Source organism: Streptomyces diastaticus subsp. diastaticus (assembly GCF_011170125.1).
Lineage (GTDB): Bacteria > Actinomycetota > Actinomycetes > Streptomycetales > Streptomycetaceae > Streptomyces > Streptomyces diastaticus.
In genome coordinates this window covers 2,014,141-2,034,266 of record NZ_BLLN01000005.1, presented here as the reverse complement: position 1 = coordinate 2,034,266, position 20,126 = coordinate 2,014,141, and the positions used below count along the sequence as shown (strand labels likewise).

The following is a 20,126-nucleotide window of genomic DNA, read 5'->3' as shown; positions in this document are numbered from 1 at the left end:
GGGTTTCGGGGCTCTGATTGGCGGGAAACAAGCGGGATTTCCCTCCAGCCCGGACGCCTCCGCGCTCGGCTGCGGTCCCTCGGGCCCGCATCCCTGTCAGTTGGCACGTCGTTACTGCGTTACCGCTATGAACAGTACGCCACCCGGGGGTCAGCCGTGTGCCTCGGGCAGCCCCGGCAGGCTGACGCGAATACGGCAGCCACGTGCGGATTCCGCCACTCTGATGCGTCCGCCGTGCAGATCCACCGCCCACCGGGCGATGGCCAGGCCGAGCCCCGTCCCGCCGTCCGCGCCGGGCTCGTGCGGCTTGGCCGCGTTGCCCCGGTTGAACCGCTCGAAGACCCGGTGCCACTCCGACTCGGGGATGCCCGGACCCTCGTCCAGCACCTCCAGCTCCAGCGACTGCGGGCCGTGCCCCGGCCGGGCACGGACAGTGACGGCGCCGCTCGGCGGGGAGTGCTTGACCGCGTTGTCGATGAGGTTGGCCACCACCTGGTGGAGCCGCTCCACGTCCGCGCAGGCCGTCAGGTCCAGCGGCTCCACGTCCAGGATCAGGTGGACGTCGGTCCGGCTGTGGTTGCCCGAGCCGGAGGTGGTCCGGCGCTGCGAGGCGACCAGGTTGGCCTCCTTCAGCACCCCCGACAGGTACGGCCACACCTCGAAGCGGTGCGACCGCAGGGGGACGACACCGTTGTCGAGGCGTGAGAGGTCGAGCAGGGTGTCGACGAGCCGGCCCAGCCGCTCGGTCTGCTTCAGCGCGGTGCGCATCGTCTCCGGGTCGGCCGCCGAGACGCCGTCCACGACGTTCTCCAGCACCGCCCGCAGCGCCGCGATGGGGGTGCGCAGCTCGTGTGAGACGTTGGCGACCAGCTCTTTGCGGTGCAGGTCCTGCGACTCCAGCTCGTCGGCCATGCGGTTGATGGTGAGCGCCAGGTCGCCCAGCTCGTCGCGGCGGTCCGCCCCGCGTGCCCGGCGGGTGTAGTCGCCGTGCGACACGGACCGGGCCACCGAGTTCATCTCGTCCAGCGGGGCCGTCAGTCCGTGTGCCACGAACTGCGTGATCAGCAGGGTGGCGATCATCGAGAAGACGGTGATGAAACGGAGTTCGGTGTCGGTGCGGACCGCCACCATCAGCAGCCCGGTGGTGATCAGCACGGAGATGACGACCAGCGCGCCGAGCTTCGTCTTCACCGAGAAGGGCCGGTACCCGCCCTGGGGGGCCGCCGGGCCGCTCATGGCGTCGGCGTCTCCAGCGCGTAGCCGACACCGTGCACGGTGCGGATGCGCTCCGCGCCGATCTTCCGTCGCAGCGCCTTGATGTGGCTGTCCACCGTGCGCGTGCCCGAGGCGTCCGCCCAGTCCCACACCTCGGCGAGGAGCTGCTCGCGGGAGAGGACGGCGCGCGGGGTGTTGGCCAGGCAGACCAGCAGGTCGAACTCGGTGGGCGTGAGGTGGACGTCCTCCGCGTGCACCCGTACCCGGCGCTGGGCGTGGTCGATCTCCAGTTCGCCGAGGCGGAGGATGCCGCTGCGCGGGGTGGCCGCGGCCAGTGCCGCCCGCTCGACGCGGCGCAGCAGGACGTGCACCCGGGCCGCCAGCTCCCGCATGGAGAACGGCTTGGTCATGTAGTCGTCCGCGCCGACGCCGAGCCCGACCAGCATGTCGGTCTCGTCGTCGCGGGCCGTGAGCATCATCACCGGCACCGGGCGCTGCGCCTGGACTCTGCGGCAGACCTCCAGGCCGTCGAAGCCGGGCAGCATGATGTCGAGGATCAGCAGATCGGGCTGCCACGCCTCGGCGGTGTCGACCGCCGCCGGACCGTCCGTCGCCGTCTGCACGAGAAAGCCCTCGGCCCGCAGCCGGGCGGAAATGGCTTCGACGATCGTGGTGTCGTCCTCGACCACCAGCACCCGGCGCTGTGCACCCGGCGACGCCGCCGAATTGCCGTTGTGGGAGGTCTGTGTGTGCTCCATCGCCCGCCCCTGGAAGTGCGCCTGGTTGGTGTGCCGGACCTCGTGGGAGATCCGGGGGATGGTGAGCAGCGTAAGGGCTGGACGGGGCTCGGGGCTACGCGGCCTTGACAGCGAGGTGCACCACGTCAGGGACGCCCCGGGCAACCGGGATCTCTTCGGTACGGACCGCCCGGAATCCGCATTTACGCAATGTTCCTTCGAAAGCGGCGGACGGCCGGGCGGACCAGACGGCGAGGATCCCGCCGACGGTCAGCCGCGCGGCGCAGGCGGCGAGACCGGCCGGCGCGTACAGCACGCCGTTGTCCTCGGTGACCGTCCAGTCGGGCCCGTTGTCGATGTCGAGGCAGAGCGCGTCGTACGTGGCGGTGGTGGTCCGCAGGTGCTCCAGCAGGTCGGCGCGGACCACCTCGGTGCGGGGGTCGGCGAGAGCGGCGCCGGAGATCCCCGCCAGCGGCGGTGCCTGGCCCTTGGTGTGCCAGTCGATGACGGCGGGCTCCCGCTCCACGACGGTGATCCGCCCCCAGGCCGGGTCGGCCGACGCGTGCGCCAGCGAGAAGCCGACGCCCAGACCGCCGATGAGCACCCCCGGCTCCTTCCGTCCGCCCAGCGCGTCCCGGGCCAGGTCGACCAGCAGCCGCTCGGAGCGCCCGTCGGAGGTGTCCATCAGGAACGTGCCGTTGGCGATGATCTGGAGCAGCCCGCCGTGCCGCCGCAGCACCACCTCCCCGTAGGGGCCCTCCCGGCGGTCCAGCACCTCGGGGGCGGCGGGCGAGGGGGCGGGGTGCGGGGCGGGCATGGCGGTGACCTCCGGGGCGGACGTGCTGGCTGCTGGTGGTGATTCTCGCCAAGCGCCGGTAGGCATGCGAGGGAATTCGGCCTGCCCCGAATCTCCGGCGGCTGAGTGAAGGTGCGACCTGCCCTGGTGTGACTCAGCTCACCCGTCGTGGTGGAGCAGGCTCATGTACGCACCCTCCGCCGTTCTGCCTGGCGCGGTCCCCCGCGGTGCCAGACCGAGGAACGACGGCGTGGTCCCGGAGTGCAGGATCTTTCCGTCGCTGAGCACGGTGACATGGTCGGCCTCCTCGGCGAGGTCGCCCACGTCATGGGTGGAGAGCAGGACTTGGACCTCGTCCGTGAGGCTGGTGAGGATGTCGCGGAAAATTCTGCGCTGGCGTGGGTCCATACCCGCGGTGGGTTCGTCGAGCAGGAGTACGCGTGCCTGGTGCACCAGCGCCGATGCCACGCCGACCCGGCGCAACTGGCCGCCCGAGAGCTGACTGGACCGTACATCGGACTTCTCGGTCAGCTCGACTCGCGCGAGTGCTCTGCGCGCCTCGCGCCAGGCTTCGCTCCGCGTCATGCCCTTGAGCCAGCCCACGTACGCCACGTACTCACGGCAGGTGAGCGAGGGCATGGGGGTGATGTTCTGGGGCATCCAGGCCACGTGGTGCCGGAACTCCTTGTCCCGGCTGGAGAAGCTGTCCAGGGTGACGCTGCCCGACTGGGGGTGGGTCACGGAGGCGGCGAGCCGGAGCAGGGTGGACTTTCCGGCTCCGTTGGGTCCGAGCAGGATGGTCAGGCCCTGGGGGAGTTCATAGGAGAAGTTGCGGAGGGTCGGCCGGCGCCTTCGGTAGGCGAACGTGCAGTCGCGCAGTGCGAGGGTCATGGCATCTTCCTGGAGGTCGAGTAGAGAGCGGCGAGCCCGGCCACCAGAACCAGGACGGCCGCGACTGCCGCGTGCGGAGCGCCGACGGGCTCGGGGGTGACTGTCCACGGGTAGGGGTCGCCCGTAGGGCGGAAACCGAGGACCAGCACGACCACGACCCAGGCGACCGGGACGAAGGTCGCCGCTTCCCCGGCCCATGGGCGTGCACACAGTGCGAGGCCGACGAGGAAGGCGGAGTTCCGGCCCACCGCGACCGCTTCCGTGGAACTCAGGAGTTCACCGAGAGCCATGCACCCCACTGTCACCACGAGGAGGTAGGTGGCAGTCAGGGCGACGTCAAGGGCGGCTACGCGCCGGGTCCCGGAGATTTCCGCAGAGGGGAGGCGGGAGTTGAGGCAGAAGATGAGGGCGGTGGTGATGACCACCGGGGCCGTGAGGAGGATTGGGGTGCCCTGGAGCCCGGACAGGAGAGAAGGAAGCACCATCTCGCTGTCCTGGACCAGCAACACGAGCGCGAACAGGGCGAGCAGGCCGGCCGGAAGCGCCGTGTGGGCCCGGCGGGCCTTGAGCCAGATCACTGGGACCCCTTCTGGCACGCCGAAGCCATCGTCTCCACGTACCACGCTTGCTGGGACACCGTCGGCTTGTCCAGCACGTTCTTCACCTCGGTGAGGACTGACTGCTTGGCCTGCGGGGTGTTGGCGGGTATGGGCTCCGACTCCTTGGCCAGCCACTCCTGGTATGCCGCCCCGCGCCCGATGATGTCGGCCCCCCAGAGCATGAGCTTCCGTGTCTGGAGCACGTCGGGCTTCGCACACGGCGGCTGCATGGCGGTCGCGAGCAGTGCTGACGGCAGTGCCCCGGCCTCCGACGCGCGGGTCAGGCCTACGTGCCACACGTCTGGTGTGGAGGGCCGCGGGTCCCTGCCCTCGGCGAGGCTGTCGGTGACGCGTTCTGGGGTGATGTTGACACCCGCTTCGCGGAGATCACCGATGACCTTGGCGGTCGTGGCCCGCACCGTGGCCAGATCATCGGCGGTCTTGGTGGGCATACAGACCTCGGGCCGGTGTCCCGCGCAGCTCAGAGCGACGTTCACCGAGGTGGAGGGTGGCTTCGGGCCCCAGTCGTGTGTCCAGGTGTAGGCGCTGAACGTCCCCAGCAACGCGATAGCGGCCCCGAGAGGGACCCGGACCGCCATGGGGGCCTGGCGGACCCAGAAGGCGCACGTGCCCAGGGCCAGCCCCGCCACCAGGAGGAGGGGCGGGGTCAACGTGGTCAAGGGGATCGCTTCGCCGAAGGACGGAACGTCACCGAAAAGTCCCGACACGTGGCGCAGCCACCATGTCCCGGAAGCCCAGGACCAGCTCACCGGGATGAACACGGCGAGCCCCGTCAGTGGGGCGGCGACGATGGGGGGGAGTAGGTTGCCCACGCCGAATCCGATGATGCCGAACCCGGCCGACAGGACGAATCCCGTGAGGAGCGGCCCGAGGCTGACGATGGTCGGCCACGTTCCGAAGTGGAGGAACGCGAGAAGTGGGCCCAGTATCAGCATGGCCCAGGCCAGGGCAACAGGCGGCGCCAATTGCTGGGCGGCGATCACCCAGCGGGACCGCGACGGGGCCAGTTGCCAGACTTCCGCTTTGGCGAGCCGGCCGGCCTCCCATGCGCCGAGTGCCGCTGCGACGGCGTAGGCCTGAGGGGCGGTCGCGGCGAGCGGCCAGGCGACCAAGGCAGGTGCGTCGCCGAAGGTGCTGGCGGGAGGCAGGCCGCTGCCGAAGTAGAAGTAGACGAGAACGATGCCTAGGGCGAAGGGGGCTGCCCGTGTGGCACTGCTCGCCCGCAGCAGCGTGCGTACCTTCACTTGTTCTCCACGTTCTGGAAGGGAGCGAGGGGCGCCCTCGGTGGGCGCCCCTCGTCTGGCTGCGGATGAGAGTCAGCTGTCGGCGAGCGTGGTGTCAACTGTCACGGTGTTGACCCAGAGGAGTCCGTTCTTTCCTCCGCCGACCGACTCGAGCTTGAAGTAGTAGCTGCCGTCCGCGAGCCCGTTCCACTCGCCCATGCTGTTGGAGGTGCTGCTGCTGAAGCAGGCGGTGAAGTGCTTCGAACCGTAGAAGTGGTCGGGCTGGAGCGAGACGTCCCGCCACATCCCCACGTCAACGCTGTTCTCCGAGCCGCCCTGCCGTGTGCAGCCCTTGAACCAGATCTGCGAGTAGCTCTTGTCCGCCCAGCGGCGGGACTCGAATCCGGTTCCCGCACTGCCGATGGAGCTCGTCCAGTTGGCGTGGGCGGGCGCTGCGGCCAGCAGCAGTGCCGAGGTGACGCCCAGCGTGGTGGTCAACGACTTCTTCACGTTCATGTAAAGCCCCCAAATCCCTCATCCGCCCCGGCAGGCCGCTCTTCGGCCTGATCAGTTCGTGGCGGACGAGTGGGGACTCTATGTAGATAGCGAAACCACAACAAGGTTGTTATGGGGTATGCCTGGGGTATGTGTGAGCGAAGTGTCGTTTGCCCCCCGGTCAGCTTGTTACCGCCAGGTCGCCTGTGTGTCGTCGTGTGGTCGTCTCCCGTGTGTTCGGGCGAGCTGCCGCGCGCCCGATCGCTCACGGAGGGGGCGAGGCGCTTCCCGCGAGCCCCCACCTGCCGACGTTGCATGAGCATACGTTCCGTTGCATACTCTTGCTATGTCCAAAGTCCTGACCTCCCTGCCCGCCGGCGAGCGCGTCGGCATCGCCTTCTCCGGCGGACTCGACACCTCGGTCGCCGTCGCCTGGATGCGTGACAAGGGCGCGGTCCCCTGCACGTACACCGCCGACATCGGCCAGTACGACGAGCCCGACATCGCCTCCGTGCCCGGGCGGGCCACCGCCTACGGCGCCGAGATCACCCGTCTCGTCGACTGCCGTGCCGCGCTGGTCGAGGAAGGGCTGGCGGCGCTGGCGTGCGGCGCGTTCCACATCCGCTCCGGCGGGCGCCCGTACTTCAACACCACGCCGCTGGGCCGCGCCGTCACCGGCACGCTGCTGGTGCGGGCGATGCTGGAGGACGGGGTGCAGATCTGGGGCGACGGCTCCACCTTCAAGGGCAACGACATCGAGCGGTTCTACCGCTACGGCCTGCTCGCCAACCCGCACCTGCGGATCTACAAGCCCTGGCTCGACGCGGACTTCGTCTCCGAGCTGGGTGGCCGCAAGGAGATGTCGGAGTGGCTGCTCGCCCACGAGCTGCCCTACCGGGACTCCACGGAGAAGGCGTACTCCACCGACGCCAACATCTGGGGCGCCACCCACGAGGCGAAGACCCTGGAGCACCTGGACACGGGCATCGAGACGGTCGACCCGATCATGGGCGTCAAGTTCTGGGACCCCGCGGTGCACATCGACACCGAGGACGTGACGATCGGCTTCGAACTGGGCCGCCCCGTCACCATCAACGGCAAGGAGTTCTCCTCCGCCGTCGACCTCGTCATGGAGGCCAACGCGATCGGCGGCCGGCACGGCCTCGGCATGTCCGACCAGATCGAGAACCGGGTCATCGAGGCCAAGAGCCGCGGCATCTACGAGGCCCCCGCCATGGCGCTGCTGCACCTCGCCTACGAGCGCCTCGTCAACGCCATCCACAACGAGGACACCGTCGCCGCCTACCACAACGAGGGCCGCCGCCTCGGCCGGCTGCTCTACGAGGGCCGCTGGCTGGACCCGCAGGCGCTGATGATCCGCGAGTCGCTCCAGCGCTGGGTCGGCTCCGCGATCACCGGTGAGGTCACCGTGCGGCTGCGGCGCGGTGAGGACTACTCGGTCCTCGACACCCGCGGCCCGGCGCTCAGCTACCACCCGGACAAGCTCTCCATGGAGCGCACCGAGGACTCCGCCTTCGGGCCGGTCGACCGCATCGGCCAGCTCACCATGCGCAACCTCGACATCGCCGACTCCCGCGCCCGCCTGGAGCAGTACGCGGGCATCGGCATCGTCGGCACCGAGCACCCCACCATCGGCGCCGCCCAGGCGGCCTCGACCGGCCTGATCGGCGCCATGGACCAGGGCGGCGCCGAGGCCATCGCCTCGCGCGGCGAGACCTCCGAGGAGGAGACGGCGCTCGACCGCGCCGCCATCGAGTCCGGCACGGACTGACCCCGGCACGTACGCACCCCGCGGCGGGCCCGGCCACCCTCGGCCGGGCCCGCCGCCACGCGTCAGCCGGCCAGGAGGACGACGCCGGCCCGGAGGGCGCCGAGCCAGGGTCGTGGCGGCGCCCCCCCCGGTGGCGACCGCGCCGGCACCCCGGCCGCCACCGGCACCACCGCTCCGTACGCCCCGTCGAGCGCCTCCGCGGCGGTGGCGCGATCAGGGCCCGGGCCGCCCCGGGCCCTCCCCGGCCGGCGTCGGCGCCGGACCCAGGCTGTCCCGCGCCCTCCCGGGAACGCCCGGCGGAAGCCGAAGCGTGGCCGAGTGGACGGCCGACGGCAGACTCCCGAGCGGCGCCACCGCGATCAGGCCGCCGAACTCGTACGACCCTCCTCCACCGACGAGGCCACCCGCGCCCGGCGGACCGGGGCGTCGCCCATGATCGCGCTGGAGGCCACCGGCATGGCCGCGCCCGGCCCGGCGCCGGGGACCGGCAGTCCGGTGGCGGGGGCCGGCAGCCCGGCGACGGGCAGGGACATGCTCGCGCCGAAGCGGCGCGGGACCGGCGCGGCGCCGACCGTTCCGGGCGCGAGCCCGCCCGCCGCGAGCGGCAGCAGGCCGATCCGGTGGGGGCGCGCCCCAGGCCGCCGGTTCCGAAGATGTCGATCGCCCGGTGAAGGTGATCAACGGGCGATTCGGCGGATGGGCGTGCGCGCTCACCCGACGCCGCTCCGCGAGGAGGCGGGACGTCAGGTCGGCGACGCGCGCCCCGGCCCCTCAGCCAGGGCCGCGCGAAGGGCTGAGTCGCCCGGCTTGGTGAGCGGCGGGCCGACGCTCACCACCCCCAGCCGCACCCGGCGCCGCCGCGCGCTCTCCGCCGCCTCGCACCCGCGCCTCTGCGTCGACGCCGTGCCGGGCGACGGCGCCCGTGTCCGGCGAGGCGGGTTGCTCCCGGCTAGTCCGGTCGCGAGGTCACTTCCCTGACCTGCGGTGATGCTCACGCTTGACGCTCCGCGCCCGGCTTTCGGCACCCTGGGGCGACGCGCCCGGCAGGAATCCGCACGGTCGCCGTGGTGTTGCCCGGTGTGAGGAAGGGCCTTTCGGTCCCGGCGGCCTTCCGGGCGGGCCGGTCGCGGGTTCGCTCACAGCGAACACCCTTCGGGGAACACCTGGCGGTGCAGAATCATTGAGTCGGTATAGCTCAACTTGACTGCCGAAGGGGAGATCATGGCTGCTGAGTCCCAGGCCATCACACCGCTGACTCTTCCGGTGCTGCCGCTCGACGACGAAGTGGTGCTGCCCGGGATGGTCGTGCCACTGGACCTCAACGAAACCGATGTACGGGCCGCCGTCGAAGCCGCGCAGGCCGCGGCCGGGCCGGACGGGGGCAAGCCGCAGGTGCTGCTCGTCCCCCGGGTCGACGGCACCTATGCCGCGGTCGGCGTCCTCGCCACCGTGGAGCAGGTCGGGCGGCTGGCCGACGGCGACCCCGGCGCGCTGGTGCGCGGCCGCAGCCGGGTGCGGATCGGGGCCGGGACCACCGGGCCCGGGGCCGCGCTCTGGGTCGAGGGCACGCCCGTCGAGGAGACCGTGCCCTCGCCGCTGCCCGGCTCGGTGACCGAGCTGATGACGGCGTACAAGGCGCTGGCCGCCTCCTGGCTCCAGAAGCGCGGCGCCTGGCAGGTGGTCGACCGCATCCAGCAGATCGACACCCCGGGAGCCCTCGCGGACAACGCCGGGTACTCGCCCTTCCTGACCACCGCGCAGAAGGTGGCGCTGCTGGAGACCGGTGACCCGGTCGCCCGGCTGAAGCTCGCCACCGAGCACCTCAGCGAGCACCTCGCCGAGCAGGACGTCGCCGAGACGATCGCCAAGGACGTCCAGGAGGGCGTCGACAAGCAGCAGCGCGAGTTCCTGCTCCGCCGCCAGCTCGACGCCGTCCGCAAGGAACTGCGCGAGCTGAACGGCGAGAGCGAGGACGAGAGCGACGACTACCGCGCCCGCGTCGAGGCCGCCGACCTCCCCGAGAGGGTCCGCGAGGCCGCCCTCAAGGAGGTCGAGAAGCTGGAGCGGGCCTCCGACCAGAGCCCCGAGGGCTCCTGGATACGGACCTGGCTCGACACCGTCCTGGAACTCCCCTGGACCGAGCGCACCGAGGACGCGTACGACATCCCCGGCGCGCAGGCCGTGCTCGACGCCGAGCACGCGGGCCTGGAGGACGTGAAGGAACGCATCACCGAGTACCTCGCGGTGCGCAAGCGCCGCGCAGACCGGGGCCTCGGCGTCGTCGGCGGACGGCGTGGGGGAGCCGTGCTGGCCCTCGTCGGCCCGCCCGGCGTCGGCAAGACCTCGCTCGGCGAGAGCGTCGCCCACGCGATGGGCCGCGAGTTCGTCCGCGTCGCCCTCGGCGGCGTGCGCGACGAGGCGGAGATCCGGGGCCACCGGCGGACCTACGTCGGCGCGCTGCCCGGCCGCATCGTCCGGGCGATCAAGGAGGCCGGGTCGATGAACCCGGTGGTCCTGCTCGACGAGATCGACAAGGTCGGCTCCGACTTCCGGGGCGACCCGGCGGCGGCGCTGCTCGAGGTCCTCGACCCGGCGCAGAACCACACCTTCCGGGACCACTACCTGGAGGTCGAACTCGACCTCAGCGACGTGGTCTTCCTCGCCACCGCCAACGTCCTCGAAGCCATCCCCGAGGCCCTGCTCGACCGGATGGAACTGGTCCGCCTCGACGGCTACACCGAGGACGAGAAGGTCGTCATCGCCCGCGACCACCTGCTCCCGCGCCAGCTGGAGCGGGCCGGCCTGGAGCCCGGCGAGGTCGAACTGGCCGACTCGGCGCTGCGCAAGCTCGCCGGCGAGTACACCCGCGAGGCCGGTGTACGGAACCTGGAGCGTTCCGTGGCCCGGCTGCTGCGCAAGGTCGCGGCCCAGCACGAACTGGGGGAGCGGGAGCTTCCGTTCACCGTGACCGACGCCGAGCTGCGCGGCCTGATCGGCCGGCCGCACCACGTGCCCGAGTCCGCCCAGGACCCGGCCGAGCGCCGGACCTCGGTGCCCGGCGTGGCCACCGGCCTGGCGGTCACCGGCGCCGGCGGGGACGTGCTCTACGTCGAGGCGTCGCTGGCCGACCCGGAGACCGGCGCCTCCGGACTGACCCTGACCGGTCAGCTCGGTGACGTGATGAAGGAGTCGGCGCAGATCGCGCTGAGCTTCCTGCGCTCGCACGGCGCCGAACTGGAGCTGCCCGTCGCGGACCTGAAGGACCGGGGTGTGCACATCCACTTCCCGGCCGGAGCGGTCCCGAAGGACGGGCCGAGCGCGGGTGTCACCATGACCACCGCCCTCGCCTCGCTGCTCTCCGGGCGGCTGGTCCGCACCGACGTGGCGATGACCGGCGAGGTGTCGCTGACCGGGCGGGTGCTCCCGATCGGCGGCGTCAAGCAGAAGCTGCTGGCGGCGCACCGGGCGGGCATCACCACCGTGGTCATCCCCAAGCGGAACGAGGCCGACCTGGACGACGTCCCCGACGAGATCCTGGCGGGGCTCGACGTCCACCCGGTGAGCGACGTCCGGCAGGTCCTGGAGATCGCCCTGGCCCCGGCGAGCGTGGCGGTCCCGGCCGCCGCCTGATCCGCCGGGTCGCCGGGCGGCCGTCCTGAGCCCGGGCCGGGTCCCTTCCGAGGGCCCGGCCCGGGTCTCGCCGTGTCGCCGGACGCCCGGCTCCGGGGGCCGACAGGCCGGGTGGTCAGGGGCGGTAGACCGTCCCCGGCCGCGGCTTCGCCGGGGCCATCAGCTGCGGGACGGTGACGAAGGTGTAGCCGTCCTTCTTCAGCGACCGGATGATGGCCGGCACGGCCGGGACGGTCCCCTTGTAGATGTCGTGCAGCAGGATGACGCCGTCCCGGCCCGCCTGCTCCAGGGTGCGCTCGGTGATCAGGCCGGAGTCCTCGGTGGAGTAGTCCTTCGCCGTCGTCGACCACAGCACCTGGGCCAGCCCCAGCTCCTCGGTGATCTCGGCGACCGTGTCGTCGGTGCGGCCCTGCGGCGGCCGCATCAAGGTGGGCTCGGAGCCGGTGAGCCGCTCGATCTCCTTCTGCGTGCGGGTGAGTTCCTCGCGTATCTCCTCCGGCTCGATCTCGGTCAGGCGCGGGTGGTTCCAGGTGTGGTTGGCCACCTCGTGGCCCTCCTCGGCGATCCGCGTGACCGTCTCCGGGTACTTCTCGATGTGCTTCCTGCCCAGCAGGAAGAAGGTGGCGGGCACCTCCTCGCGCTTCAGCAGGTCGAGGAGTTCGGGGGTGTCCTTGCCGGGGCCGCCGTCGAAGGTCAGCGCGATGCACTTGGCGACCGCGCAGTCCACCTCCCCCTTGGCGAGCTTCACCCGGGCCCCCGGTCTGCCGTCGCCGCCCGCCTCGTGGGCGTCGGCCCGCTCGTCGGCGGGGGCGACCGTGCCGGGCGTGCAGGCGCTGAGCGCGGTGAGGGCGGCCAGCGCCAGCGCGGCCACGGCGGTACGGCGGGTGCGGCGCGGGCGGCGGGCGCGGGGTGCGGTGGGGCCGCTGGAAGCGGCCAGGCTGTGCGAAAGAGTGTTCACGCCGTGTATAGATGGAGTGCATAGCTGAAGGGTTGCCTCGTCCCGAAAGGATTTCCGCACCCTCGCGCCGGAGCCGGAAGAGGCCCGGTGACCAGGTCACCGGGCCTCTTCGGCGTGCGTGGAAGCGGGGCGTGCGGCCGCTCGGGCTCAGCCGTTGGCGAGCGCCTGGACCCGGTCGTACGCGCCGTTGAAGTGGTTGTGGTCACCGACGATCGGGCCGGTGGAGGTGTACTGCCAGATCGTGTAGAAGCCCCAGCCGGCCGGGAGCGTGCCCACCGAGGAGGCGTACCGGGCGACCCAGAGCGGGTTGGTGGAGCCGAAGCCCGCGTAGTTGCCGGTGCAGGCGGTCCACCAGCTCGTCGCGGTGTAGATGACCGCGTCGCGGCCGGTGCGCGCCTTGTAGGTGTTGGTGAAGTCGCGGATCCAGTTGACCATCGCCGACTGGCTCAGGCCGTAGCACTGGTCGCCGTACGGGTTCCACTCGATGTCCAGCACGCCGGGCAGGGTCTTGCCGTCGCGGGACCAGCCGCCGCCGTTGTCCACGAAGAAGTTGGCCTGGGCGGCGCCGCTCGTGGTGTTGGGCGTCGCGAAATGGTACGAGCCGCGGATCATGCCCACGTTGTAGCTGCCGGTGTACTGCTGCGAGAAGTACTCGTTCCTGTAGTACGTGCCCTCGGTGGCCTTCACGTACGACCACTTGACGCCGCTGTTCCACAGGGCGCCCCAGTCGACGTTGCCCTGGTGGCTGGAGACGTCCACGCCCTCGGTCTGCTCGGCGAGCGGTGAGACGCCGGGGGCGCCGCTCTGCCCGTCGTGCTCGATCACGCCCATGCCCATGTACGCCTCGCCCCGCTCGGGCCGGTCCGCGGCGTGCGCGGCCGAGGGCAGGGTCACCAGCAGGGAGAGGGCGGCGAGGAGGACCCCGGCCGCGGTGAAGCGGGAACGTCGGACTCCGGGTCTGCGGACGGGCATGGGGGGCCTCCGAGGGTGTCGAGGGGGGAAGGTCTGACGTGTGCATGCCGCATGAAAGCTACGCGCGTGGACCCCGGCGCGGAAGGGGGTCGCCGGGCCGCCGGTGGTCTACTCCTGCGGCGGACTGCGCCAAGCTGGGAGACCGGCCCCGGCGCGGGGAAATCTTTCAGGGACGGAAATCGGTACATGGGTGTTGACGGCGAGGCGGACACGGAGTTCCTGACCCTGGAGCGCGAACTCTCCCTCCTCTTCCGGCGGGCCAGAGCCGGGCAGCGGGAACTGGCCAGGGCGGTCCACCCCCGACTGGAGCCCGCCGCCTACGGCCTCCTGGTACGGCTCATCGAGGGCGGGCCCCAGCGCGCCACCGACCTCGCCGCCTACATGGGCGTCGGGAAGGCCACCATCAGCAGGCAGCTCGGAGGGATGGGGGAACTCGGCCTCATCGACCGGACGGCGGACCCGGCGGACCGGCGGGCGTCCCTCTTGCGGGTGACGCCGCTGGGGGCGGAGCGGGTGGCCGCGGTGGCCGCGGCCCGGCGGGGGGTCTACGTGCGCCGGCTCGCCGACTGGGACCGGCGGGACGTGGGGGAGCTGGCCCGGCTTCTCGGCAGGCTCAACGGGGTGCTGACCGACCCCGACTGACCGGGGCCGCGCGCTGGTCCGTCGACGGGGCCGGGCGTGCGCGGCCCGGCCCCGTGCACGCCGGCCGGGCCGGGGAGCGGGTGGTGCCAAGCGCCGGGCGGGGCCGGGCCCGGGGGCGATCGGCTGTTCGCACGGCCGGCGACCCGGCCGCCGGCCGTCACCGACGGCCTCGGGCGCCGGCCGGGCTTTCGTGCGGCTCAAGCGCCGGCCGGGCCGCGCGGCTCGTAAGCGTCTGGGAGGAGGTGGCCCTGAGCGGCGGTCGGGCCCCGGGTGGGCCGTGGCTCCGCCGGGGACGGCGAGCGTGCTCGGGGCGGAGCCGGGCCCTGGGAGCCGTCCGGTGCCTCAGAGGACCACGTGCACCGCCGTGGCGTCGTCGTGGCGTTTGCCGCGGGGGTACGGGACGGCGTGTTCCAGGTCGCGGACGGCCTGGACGAGGTGGGCCGTGCCGCGGGTGCGGACGAGGTCCAGGGTGCCCGCCCAGGTCCCGCCGAAGCGGTCGACCCAGCGGGTGGCGCCGTCGGTGAGCGCCGTCAGGGAGCGGAGGTCCGCGCGGGGTGTGCTGCCGGTGACGGCGAGCCGGGCGACGGCGGGATCGGCCGCCGCCGTGTGGAAGCCCTCGTCGGTGTTGCGGAGGGACTCCACGGCGTCCATGTACTCCCGTACGGCCGCCTCGCGTTGCGGCAACGGGGTGTGGTCGGGCAGGGCCCGCACGGCTGCCCGCAGTTCGGGGACCGGGGAGGGGAGCGTGTCGAGGCGCTCGTCCTGGACCGGGACGAGCGCCCCGTCGGCGCGTTCGAGCAGGAGCGTGGAGTCGGAGAGGACGAGGTGCTGGACGCTCTCCTCGTCCCAGCGCGCCAGCACCACGGTCGCCTGCGGCGTCCGGGGGTGAGAAAGGTCACAGGTTGAACTGTGCGCTTCGGCGGTACGCGCGACCCCCTCCGCCAGAATCTCTTCGAGCGTCATGTCCCGGCGGGAAACGGACAGTTCACCCAGTGCTCCGCCGAGCCGCGCGGTGAACCAGTGCACCGAGTGCACGCACCCGTCGTCCCCGGCAGGCGGTGTGACGCCGTCCAGGAGTACGAGGCAACCGCCGTGCCCGAGTGCGGGAAGCGCGACCGAGCAGTAGTCCTCGTTCGGGTGATCCGGGGCCCCGGGTTCCGTTGTCAGGTCGATGTGCACCGGCACAGTCTGCATGATGGGCTCTGGCCGCGGCGGGAGGTGACGCACGCTCGGCCGCGCCGCCGGGTTTTCCCTGGAATGATCGACTCTGGCTCCACGGGGGCGGGGCATCCTGCCAAAGCGGACGGGTAACGTCCAACCGGCGCCCCGTGTGCGTCGTCAGCGGGGGAGGGGGAGACTTGCCCGCCAACTCCCGGTCGATGTTCACTCCTTCGGGTGGCCCGGCAGACGATGCGCGACCACTGCTCACACGCACTGGGAGGGTCGAGAGCCGTTCCGGAAGGGAGCTCGTGCTGACAGGACGTCACCCGGGCCCTTGGGTAGACGAGTCAAGAATGCGAGCACCGGTGCAGAAGAAGAGGTCTCGGGACAAGGACGGCCGGACGGGCAACCAGTCGGACGCTTCCGCCCCGACTCCCGAAGCCGCCGCCCGTCCCGCACGCAAGGCCCGCGTGCGGAACCGCCTGATCATCGCTGTCGCGGTCGTCGCGGCCGCTGTCGCGGGCGCCGGCGTCCCCTCGGTCGTCGCCGCCTCCGGGCAGGCGACGGACGCCCAGGAACTGGTCGAGTTCTCCGAACTCACCCAGCAGGCGGTGACGCTCTCCCACTCGCTGGCCGACGAGCGTGACGAGGTCACCGCGTACATCGCGGCCGGCCGCCCCGAGGGCAGCGGCCTCTCCGAGAAGCGCAGCTCCCGGGTCGACCGGCAGATCGAGGAGATCCGCGAGGGCGCCCCGCACACCCTGCGGGAGACCCTGGACACCATCGGTTCGGTCCGCCGCCAGGCGCTGACCGGCAAGGGCGACGCCCTCGACGCGCACAACGCGTACGCCACCGCGATCGACGAACTCCACGGCACCGCGCAGGAGCTGGTCGCCAAGCTCCCCACCCGCAGCGGTCCCGGCCGGCTCGCCCTCACCGACCTCGACCGGGCCGTCGAGCAGGCCACCGCCACCCGGGGCCTGCTGCTGGCCGCCCTCGCCGTGCCGAGCAGCACCTCGCAGACCGGCATCGACCCCGCCACCGGCCTGCCCGTGCAGACCCAGGCCGGGACCGCCGAGGAGACCCGGACCCGTGACGCGCTCAGCGCCGCCGCCCAGCAGGCGCAGGTCGCCGAGCGGGCCGCGCTGGCGGCGTTCGAACGGGGCGCCTCCCCGGAGAACAAGGCCTCGTACCGGAACACGGTCAGCGGGCCCGAGGTGACCACCGCCGAGAAGTACCTGGCGCGGCTCACCGGTGCGCCGACCCTCTCCGAGGAGGACGCCGCGCTCAAGCCCGCCAAGGTCGACGCCGCCCTGACCGCCCGTATCGAGCAGATGCGCGGGGTGGAGAACGCGCTGGCGGCGGCGCGCACCGGGCAGCTCGCCGAGCAGCGCGACGAGGACGTGCTGGCGCTGGAGGTCCAGATCGGCCTCGTCGGCCTCTGCCTGCTGCTGGCCGTCGGCATGAGCATGGGCATGGCCCGCTCGCTGACCCGGCCGCTGGCCGTGCTGCGCCTGGGCACCGCCCGCCTCGCCGCCGACCCGGCGGGCGAGGAGCCCCTCAAGTTCACCGGCCGCAACGACGAGTTCGCCGAGGTGGTGCGCTCCGTCAACGCCCTGCACGCCCACCTGGCCGGGCTGCACGAGCGGCTCACCGGCCTGGAGACCGACCGCAAGCACCTGGTCGGCGAGCGGGTCTCGATGGCCGAGGAGCGCGACGCCCTCCGCAAGGAGCTGGCCGCCTCCACCGCCCACCTGGAACGGGCCCGCCAGTCCATCCACGGCACCTTCGTCAACCTGGCGCTGCGCTCGCTCGGTCTCGTCGAGCGCCAGCTGACGGTCATCGAGAACCTGGAGGACAGCGAGCAGGACCCGGACCGCCTCGCCACCCTCTTCAAGCTCGACCACTTCGCCACCGTGATGCGCCGCCACAGCGAGAACCTGCTGGTCCTCGCGGGCGCCGAGCACGGCCACAGCCACGCGGGCCCCGTCCCGCTGGTCGACGTCGCCCGCGCCGCCGTCAGCGAGACCGAGCGGTACGAGCGCATCCGCATCTCCGCGCTGCCCCCGCACGCGCACCTCGCGGGCTTCGCCGCCGACGACCTCAGCCACCTGCTCGCCGAGCTGATGGAGAACGCCACCTCGTTCTCCCCGCCGGACGCCCAGGTCGAGGTCTCCGGCTGGCTGCTGGAGAGCGGCGAGGTGATGCTCTCCGTGCAGGACGAGGGCATCGGGATGTCCGAGGAGCGCCTCGCCGAACTCAACAAGCGCCTCGCCCGCGTCGGTACCGACGGCCTCTACGAGCCGGACGGCGACGGCGGACTCGGACTCGGCCTGTACGTGGTGGCCCGGATCGCGGCCCGGCACGGCATCCGCGTCCAGCTCCGCACCCAGCAGCAGGGCGGCGTCACCAGCGTCGTGGTGCTGCCCAAGTCGATCCTGGCCGCCGCCCCCTCGGGCACCCTGCCCGCCTCCGCCGACGCCTCCGGCGGCTCGGCCCCGGTCCAGCTGGCCGGCGCGGACGCCGAGGCCAACTCGAACGTCCTGCCCGCCCCGCGCCGGGACACCCCGGACGAGGACACCCCGGACGAGGACACCCCGGCCCGTGGCACCACCGACCGGGTCATCGCCGCAGCCGAACGGGCCGTACGGGCCCGGGACGAGGCCGAGGCCCGGGCCGAGGCGGGGCAGGCCGCCCCGGGCGAGGAGAACGACGAGGCCGCCGCCCCGGCCGAGGACGAACCTGCCCGGTCCAACGGTGAGGAGCCGGGCGCGCCCACGCGGGACACGCCGGCCGGGTCCACCGGGGACGAGGCCGCTCCGGTGGCGACCGACGCCGGGGCGGGCCCCCGGGACACCGCCGCGCGGCAGGACGAGGAGAGCGGCGAGGCGGACGCCGACGCGGGCCCTGACGCCGACGCCGCCCCGGCCGAGGCGAAGGCCCAGGCGTCGCCCGAGACGACGATGGAGCTGTACCTCCCGTCCCCGCGCCGCGAGCAGCCCGCCCAGGACCTGGCGGACGCCGCCGACGAGGCCGGCCAGGACGAGCGGGAGGCGGGCGGCAGGACCGCCGCCGAGGAGCCCCGCGAAGCCGCCGGGCCCGCCGTCCCGGGCCCGTACGCGATAGGGCCCGACGCGCACGAGCGCACCCCGGACGAGGCAGCCGCCCCGTCCGACTCCGTGCCGGCCCCCAGGCCGGCCCTCGACCAGCAGCCCGCCGAACCCGCCGAGCGGGTCACGGACAAGGGACTGCCCAAGCGCACCCCGAAGCTGACCGCCCCGGCCGCCGCGCCGAAGAAGCGCGCCGGTGGCGTCGACGCCGAGAAACTGCGGCGCCGGCTCGGCGGATTCCACTCGGGGGCCCAGGCCGGCCGCCGCGATGTCGAAGCAGAGATCGCGGAGCAGCCGGACCTGGCAGGACCAACCGGTGAAGCTCAGGGGGACTCAGCCGAGGAGGCTCGCAGTTGACTGCGTCCAGTCCGACATCCGCTACTTCCCGTCAGAACGGTCTCAGCTCAGAAGCACGGAACCTGCACTGGCTGCTGACCAACCTCGTGGAGGAGGTGCCGGGCCTCAATTCGGTCGCGGTGGTCTCCTCCGACGGGCTGATGCTGCTCTCCTCCGACCCGGGGAGAAACGAGCCCGAGCAGAGAGAGACCCCGCAGGGTCCGAAAGGCTCCAGCGCCGACCTCGCCACCATCGTCTCCGGTGTCGGCAGTCTCACCATCGGGGCGTCGAAGCTCATGGACGCGGGCGACGTCAAGCAGACGATGGTCGCGATGGAGGAGGGCAGCCTCTTCGTCATGTCCATCAGCGACGGCTCGCTGCTCGGCGTCCACGCCACCCCCGACTGCGACATGAACGTCGTCGCCTACCACATGGCGCTGTTCGTGGGCCGGGCCGGGCACGTGCTCACCCCCGAACTCCGCAGTGAACTTCGCCAGTCGATGGAGAGCGCCAAGTGAGCACCGCCAAGTTGCCCCGCCGGGGCGGGGACCGCAAACCCGGCCGCGTCCGCCCGTACTCACTGACCGGCGGGCGCACACGGTTCGGGCACGTCCTGCTCGTGGAGACCTTCGTCGCCGCTCTGGAGGCACCCGAGGAGCGCAAGGAACTGCCGAACGGCACCTTCGGCCTGGCCCGGATCATGCCCGAGACGCAGGCGATCGTGGCGCTCTGCCGCCGCATGCGCACCGTCGCGGAGATCGCGGCGCTGCTGAAGATGCCGCTCGGCGTGGTGAGGGTGCTCCTGAGCGACCTCGCCGATCAGGGAAAGATCCGCGTGTACGGCAACGGGCACGGCCCGGGCCAGCCCGATCGCGCACTGCTCGAAAGGGTGCTGAATGGACTCCGCCGTCTCTGACCTCCTCCCCGCCGACGAGTCGGAGGAGACCCTCCAGCCGTGGCAGCGGGACAAGACCCGGGCCCCCATAGCCACCAAGATCGTGGTGGCGGGCGGTTTCGGTGTCGGCAAGACGACGCTCGTCACGACGGTCTCGGAGATCACTCCCCTGCAGACCGAGGCGTTGATGACGCAGGCCAGCGAGGAGACCGACGACCTCACCGAGACACCGGACAAGACGACGACCACCGTCGCCATGGACTTCGGCCGCATCACCCTCGACGACGACCTGGTCCTGTACCTGTTCGGCACACCGGGGCAGCAGCGGTTCTGGTTCATGTGGGACGACCTGGTGCGCGGCGCCATCGGCGCCGTGGTCCTCGCCGACACCCGGCGGCTCTCCGACTGCTTCCCGGCCCTCGACTACTTCGAGAGCTGCGGGCTGCCGTACGTCGTCGCCGTCAACCACTTCGACGGGAGTACCAAGTTCGAGCCCGATGACGTGCGGGAGGCCTTGACAGTGCCGCCGCAGATCCCTGTGATCGTCATGGACGCCCGCATGCGGGTCTCGGCCGTCGAGACGCTGCTCGCGCTGGTCGGCCACGCGCTCGACGTCACCCCGGAATAGCAGCAGGCGCGCCGCGGCGGAGCAG

General features: G+C 72.2%; 18 protein-coding genes. 7 read left to right on the top strand and 11 right to left on the bottom strand.

Annotation, left to right across the window (positions count from 1 at the left end; all coding sequences use genetic code 11):
• Positions 1-150: 150 nt before the first annotated feature.
• The 7 genes from Sdia_RS26115 to Sdia_RS26085 all read right to left on the bottom strand — a co-directional run bounded on the left by Sdia_RS26115 (position 151) and on the right by Sdia_RS26085 (position 5,998).
• Positions 151-1,236 (bottom strand): HAMP domain-containing sensor histidine kinase, encoded by a 1,086-nt coding sequence (locus Sdia_RS26115; RefSeq protein ID WP_100454800.1) that lies wholly within the window; start codon positions 1,234-1,236, stop codon positions 151-153.
• Entirely contained in the window at positions 1,233-1,973 is a 741-nt protein-coding gene (locus tag Sdia_RS26110) for a response regulator transcription factor (protein WP_100454802.1), read from the bottom strand. The genes Sdia_RS26115 and Sdia_RS26110 overlap by 4 nt, the downstream gene beginning before the upstream one ends.
• 94 nt (positions 1,974-2,067) lie before the next feature.
• Positions 2,068-2,769, bottom strand: a complete 702-nt coding sequence (locus Sdia_RS26105) for a spermidine synthase family protein (protein WP_189499786.1) — start codon at positions 2,767-2,769, stop codon at positions 2,068-2,070.
• A gap of 138 nt (positions 2,770-2,907) precedes the next feature.
• Positions 2,908-3,639 carry an ATP-binding cassette domain-containing protein gene (locus tag Sdia_RS26100; RefSeq protein ID WP_189499785.1) on the bottom strand — a complete coding sequence of 244 codons (732 nt, stop codon included), beginning with the start codon at positions 3,637-3,639 and terminating at the stop codon, positions 2,908-2,910.
• Positions 3,636-4,217: a hypothetical protein gene (locus tag Sdia_RS26095; protein ID WP_189499784.1), complete on the bottom strand. Its 582-nt coding sequence runs from the start codon at positions 4,215-4,217 to the stop codon at positions 3,636-3,638. Before Sdia_RS26095 ends, Sdia_RS26100 begins: the two co-directional genes overlap by 4 nt.
• Entirely contained in the window at positions 4,214-5,503 is a 1,290-nt protein-coding gene (locus Sdia_RS26090) for a hypothetical protein (RefSeq protein ID WP_189499783.1), read from the bottom strand. The genes Sdia_RS26095 and Sdia_RS26090 overlap by 4 nt, the downstream gene beginning before the upstream one ends.
• Positions 5,504-5,575: 72 nt before the next feature.
• A complete protein-coding gene (locus Sdia_RS26085) occupies positions 5,576-5,998 on the bottom strand; it encodes a hypothetical protein (RefSeq protein ID WP_189499782.1) in 423 nt (140 codons plus the stop codon).
• A gap of 325 nt (positions 5,999-6,323) precedes the next feature.
• Here Sdia_RS26085 and argG point away from each other — a divergent pair, with 325 nt between their 5' ends.
• Positions 6,324-7,769 carry an argininosuccinate synthase gene (argG, locus tag Sdia_RS26080; RefSeq protein ID WP_115068030.1) on the top strand — a complete coding sequence of 482 codons (1,446 nt, stop codon included), beginning with the start codon at positions 6,324-6,326 and terminating at the stop codon, positions 7,767-7,769.
• Between the two features lie 359 nt (positions 7,770-8,128).
• Here the strand turns inward: argG and Sdia_RS26075 are convergent, their stop codons facing one another.
• Entirely contained in the window at positions 8,129-8,302 is a 174-nt protein-coding gene (locus tag Sdia_RS26075) for a hypothetical protein (protein ID WP_181843959.1), read from the bottom strand.
• 688 nt (positions 8,303-8,990) lie between these two features.
• Here Sdia_RS26075 and lon point away from each other — a divergent pair.
• Positions 8,991-11,399: an endopeptidase La gene (lon, locus tag Sdia_RS26070; RefSeq protein WP_100454818.1), complete on the top strand. Its 2,409-nt coding sequence runs from the start codon at positions 8,991-8,993 to the stop codon at positions 11,397-11,399.
• Between the two features lie 115 nt (positions 11,400-11,514).
• Here the strand turns inward: lon and Sdia_RS26065 are convergent, their stop codons facing one another.
• Entirely contained in the window at positions 11,515-12,357 is an 843-nt protein-coding gene (locus Sdia_RS26065; protein WP_370464548.1) for a polysaccharide deacetylase family protein, read from the bottom strand.
• Positions 12,358-12,504: 147 nt separating this feature from the next.
• The gene (locus Sdia_RS26060) at positions 12,505-13,329 is read right to left on the bottom strand and encodes a lysozyme (RefSeq protein ID WP_100454821.1); all 825 of its coding nucleotides are present in this window, start codon (positions 13,327-13,329) and stop codon (positions 12,505-12,507) included.
• A gap of 186 nt (positions 13,330-13,515) precedes the next feature.
• On the opposite strand from Sdia_RS26060, the gene Sdia_RS26055 reads away from it, so the two are divergent.
• A complete protein-coding gene (locus tag Sdia_RS26055; protein ID WP_115068031.1) occupies positions 13,516-13,971 on the top strand; it encodes a MarR family winged helix-turn-helix transcriptional regulator in 456 nt (151 codons plus the stop codon).
• A 342-nt stretch (positions 13,972-14,313) separates the two neighbouring features.
• On the opposite strand, the gene Sdia_RS26050 is transcribed toward Sdia_RS26055, so the two are convergent.
• On the bottom strand, positions 14,314-15,165 hold the full coding sequence (locus Sdia_RS26050; RefSeq protein WP_100454825.1) for a hypothetical protein: 852 nt from the start codon (positions 15,163-15,165) through the stop codon (positions 14,314-14,316).
• Between the two features lie 320 nt (positions 15,166-15,485).
• Here Sdia_RS26050 and Sdia_RS26045 point away from each other — a divergent pair, with 320 nt between their 5' ends.
• The 4 genes from Sdia_RS26045 to Sdia_RS26030 are packed head-to-tail and all read left to right on the top strand — an operon-like array spanning position 15,486 to position 20,101.
• Positions 15,486-18,599, top strand: coding sequence for a sensor histidine kinase (locus Sdia_RS26045; protein WP_276529957.1), 3,114 nt, complete (start codon positions 15,486-15,488; stop codon positions 18,597-18,599).
• Complete coding sequence (locus Sdia_RS26040; RefSeq protein ID WP_100454830.1) at positions 18,596-19,096, top strand: roadblock/LC7 domain-containing protein; 501 nt, start codon at positions 18,596-18,598, stop codon at positions 19,094-19,096. The genes Sdia_RS26045 and Sdia_RS26040 overlap by 4 nt, the downstream gene beginning before the upstream one ends.
• Positions 19,093-19,494 (top strand): DUF742 domain-containing protein, encoded by a 402-nt coding sequence (locus Sdia_RS26035; RefSeq protein WP_100454832.1) that lies wholly within the window; start codon positions 19,093-19,095, stop codon positions 19,492-19,494. Before Sdia_RS26040 ends, Sdia_RS26035 begins: the two co-directional genes overlap by 4 nt.
• On the top strand, positions 19,475-20,101 hold the full coding sequence (locus tag Sdia_RS26030) for a GTP-binding protein (protein WP_100454834.1): 627 nt from the start codon (positions 19,475-19,477) through the stop codon (positions 20,099-20,101). The genes Sdia_RS26035 and Sdia_RS26030 overlap by 20 nt, the downstream gene beginning before the upstream one ends.
• Positions 20,102-20,126 lie beyond the last annotated feature (25 nt).

Coding starts and splice junctions, on each gene's coding strand:
- Sdia_RS26115 (WP_100454800.1), bottom strand. CDS start 1,236: ATGAGCGGCCCGGCGGCCCCCCAGGGCGGGTACCGGCCCTTCTCGGTG.
- Sdia_RS26110 (WP_100454802.1), bottom strand. CDS start 1,973: ATGGAGCACACACAGACCTCCCACAACGGCAATTCGGCGGCGTCGCCG.
- Sdia_RS26105 (WP_189499786.1), bottom strand. CDS start 2,769: ATGCCCGCCCCGCACCCCGCCCCCTCGCCCGCCGCCCCCGAGGTGCTG.
- Sdia_RS26100 (WP_189499785.1), bottom strand. CDS start 3,639: ATGACCCTCGCACTGCGCGACTGCACGTTCGCCTACCGAAGGCGCCGG.
- Sdia_RS26085 (WP_189499782.1), bottom strand. CDS start 5,998: ATGAACGTGAAGAAGTCGTTGACCACCACGCTGGGCGTCACCTCGGCA.
- argG (WP_115068030.1), top strand. CDS start 6,324: ATGTCCAAAGTCCTGACCTCCCTGCCCGCCGGCGAGCGCGTCGGCATC.
- Sdia_RS26075 (WP_181843959.1), bottom strand. CDS start 8,302: ATGTCCCTGCCCGTCGCCGGGCTGCCGGCCCCCGCCACCGGACTGCCG.
- lon (WP_100454818.1), top strand. CDS start 8,991: ATGGCTGCTGAGTCCCAGGCCATCACACCGCTGACTCTTCCGGTGCTG.
- Sdia_RS26060 (WP_100454821.1), bottom strand. CDS start 13,329: ATGCCCGTCCGCAGACCCGGAGTCCGACGTTCCCGCTTCACCGCGGCC.
- Sdia_RS26055 (WP_115068031.1), top strand. CDS start 13,516: ATGGGTGTTGACGGCGAGGCGGACACGGAGTTCCTGACCCTGGAGCGC.
- Sdia_RS26050 (WP_100454825.1), bottom strand. CDS start 15,165: ATGCAGACTGTGCCGGTGCACATCGACCTGACAACGGAACCCGGGGCC.
- Sdia_RS26045 (WP_276529957.1), top strand. CDS start 15,486: ATGCGAGCACCGGTGCAGAAGAAGAGGTCTCGGGACAAGGACGGCCGG.
- Sdia_RS26030 (WP_100454834.1), top strand. CDS start 19,475: ATGGACTCCGCCGTCTCTGACCTCCTCCCCGCCGACGAGTCGGAGGAG.